Raw genomic sequence first — 2,763 nt, 5'->3', positions numbered from 1 at the left:
GTCCAAGGTAGAGGGCAGTAGAGCTTTGTTAAAAAAACTTTTTCTTTCACGGATTTCTAAAGCTTTAGTTCCGGGTGTTTCTAATGAAAAGCTACTGTGTCAATTGGGTTTTAAGGGTGAGATAATTAAAACTCATGGAGTAGGACTGTATAATCGGAATAGAAGAGTGCCATTCCGAGCTCTTCATGAAGATGCCAAAAAGTTTTTGTATGTGGGTAGATTAAGTATTGAGAAGAATCTGAAGTCTTTAATTACCGTTTTCAATGATTGTCCGGAATGGATATTAGAGATAGTTGGATTTGGCCCACAAGAAGAACAGCTGAAATTGATGGCAAAAAAAAATGTTATTTTTAGAGGTGCTGTAAAAAACACAGATTTGCTAGAAATTTATCAAAAGTCTGACGTGTTTGTCTTGCCATCGGATCGAGAGCCTTGGGGATTAGTTGTAGAAGAGGCTATAAATAACGGTGTGCCGGTAGCTTTAAGTTCACGAGTCGGAGCTGCAGAGGATTGGGTGGGTATTCATAAGTGTGGATTGACTTTCAATCCCGATGATATTGACGATATTAAACACACGCTAGACGTCATTGCAAATAAGGAAGTAAACAATGATTTTCGGCGTCGGATTCAAGGTGTTGATTTTGATTATATTGAACGAGAACAAGTCGATTCATTTATTTTTTAATTAAGCTTGTGCGACTACTTCAAATAAACGTTACAGCCAACTGGGGATCAACTGGAAAAATTGCTGAACAAATAGGTCGACTAGCTGTAAGGCAGGGGTGGGAAAGCTATATTGCTTATGGCAGGGGAAATCCCGAATCGGATTCAAACCTAATCAGAATTGGCAGTGATTGGGATATGCGGTTTCATGGTCTTCAAACAAGATTATTTGACAATCATGGCCACGCATCCCGTGGAGCTACGAAGGCGCTCATTCATAAGATTGAACAGATAATGCCAGATGTTATTCATTTGCATAATATACATGGTTATTATCTAAATTATCCTTTGTTGTTTGATTTTTTGAAGAGTTGGAGTGGACCGATAGTGTGGACGCTTCATGATTGCTGGGCATTTACCGGCCATTGTGCTTATTATGATTATGTACAATGCGATTGCTGGCAATCAGCCTGTCGTCGTTGTCCTCAGCAGGGTTCGTATCCGGCTTCTTTTTTAGTTGATCGCAGCTACCAAAACTATATAGATAAAAGAGCATCTTTTCAAGGGGTGAGAAATGTCACCCTTGTTCCAGTATCAAATTGGTTGAAAGAAGAGTTGCGACATTCTTTTCTTGAGTCTTACCCGGCGGTTACTATTCATAATGGAGTAAATATAGATGTATTCAAACCGTCATCCAAAGGTAAGGATATTAGGCATATTATAGGTGTCGCAAGCATTTGGGAAACGCGAAAGGGTCTATCTGAATTTGTTAAGTTAAGAGAGGTATTGCCAGAGGAGTATGAAATAACATTGGTAGGCTTATCTGCCTGTCAGATAAAAAAACTCCCACCTGGTATAAAGGGAATTACAAGGACTGAAAATGTAGGTAAACTTGTAGATCTCTATTCACGTGCATCGGTTTTTGTTAATCCAACGTTAGAGGATAATTTCCCGACAACAAATATTGAAGCTCTAGCTTGTGGTACACCTGTGGTTACTTACCTGACTGGAGGTTCGCCTGAATCCATTGATGCTGACACTGGTATTGTCGTAGAAAAGGGAAATATAGGGGAGCTAGCAAATGCTATAGAGTCAATATGTGCATCGTCTCATTTTTCTTCTGAAGCTTGTCGCAGACGTGCGGAAATTGAATTTGATCAAAATGCTTGTTTCCAGAAATATATTGATCTATATGATAAAATGTGCTTTAATACTATAAAACGTGGTAATATCAGTAGTCATATCAACTTTTAATAGTGGTAATACGCTGCGTGATACTTTGGAGAGTGTGCTGAGGCAGGGGTATCGTGATGTGGAGGTGATCGTGGTCGACGGGGGGTCGAGTGATAATACGATGGAGATTGTCAGGGAGTACGAGGGGCGGTTTGAGGGGAGATTGAGGTGGATCAGCGAGCCTGACCGTGGGCTGTATGATGCGATGAACAAGGGGATCGCGTTGGCTACGGGCGATGTGGTGGGGATACTCAACAGTGATGATTTCTATACGTCGGATGATGTGCTGGAGCGTGTGGCGCGCGAGATAGATGGGGTGGATGCGGTGTATGGCGACATTCATTTCGTCGATCCTGACGATCTGACCAAATGCGTGAGGTATTATAGCTCGCGTTCGTTCCGCCGGTGGCAGATGCGGCTCGGCTTCATGCCTGCGCATCCGTCGTTTTATTGCCGCAGGCATGTGTATCAGAGTCTGGGTGCGTTTGACCTGCAGTTTAAGGTGGCTGCGGATTTCGAGCAGTTGTTGCGGCTGATCTATGTCAACCGCATTTCGACGAAATATATTCCGATGGATTTCGTGACGATGCGCACTGGGGGGGCGTCGACGTCGGGGTTGCAGAGCCATAAGGCGATCTTGCGGGATCATCTGCGGGCTTATCGGAAGCATGGGATCGGGGCGAGTGTGGCTACTGAGGGGTTGAGATATGCTTATAGGGTCGTTCAGGGGGTGTTGTATAGGTTTGGAGTTGTGATATAGTTTTTTTGGGATAGGATGAGGTGGCTCTGCTGTGCGTTGCGCGGTGGGGCTTTTTTGTGGGGATGAGAATAATCGGAGGTGGTAGGCTCGGGATCGGGGATCGGGGA

Annotated in this window: 3 protein-coding genes; all 3 read left to right on the top strand. The window is 43.7% G+C overall.

The window, feature by feature from the left end:
- A partial coding sequence (locus C5O24_RS12235) for a glycosyltransferase (RefSeq protein WP_133165576.1) occupies nt 1–685 on the top strand: 685 nt, incomplete at its 5' end.
- An 8-nt stretch (nt 686–693) separates the two neighbouring features.
- Nucleotides 694–1,917: a glycosyltransferase gene (locus C5O24_RS12230; RefSeq protein ID WP_107681906.1), complete on the top strand. Its 1,224-nt coding sequence runs from the start codon at nt 694–696 to the stop codon at nt 1,915–1,917.
- Nucleotides 1,886–2,656 carry a glycosyltransferase family 2 protein gene (locus C5O24_RS12225; RefSeq protein ID WP_107681905.1) on the top strand — a complete coding sequence of 257 codons (771 nt, stop codon included), beginning with the start codon at nt 1,886–1,888 and terminating at the stop codon, nt 2,654–2,656. Before C5O24_RS12230 ends, C5O24_RS12225 begins: the two co-directional genes overlap by 32 nt.
- Nucleotides 2,657–2,763 lie beyond the last annotated feature (107 nt).

It is taken from the genome of Paramuribaculum intestinale, from assembly GCF_003024925.1.
In the GTDB taxonomy this organism is placed as follows: domain Bacteria; phylum Bacteroidota; class Bacteroidia; order Bacteroidales; family Muribaculaceae; genus Paramuribaculum; species Paramuribaculum intestinale.
Note: the sequence above shows the minus strand (reverse complement) of the source record. Positions and strands in the feature narration are given on the sequence as shown.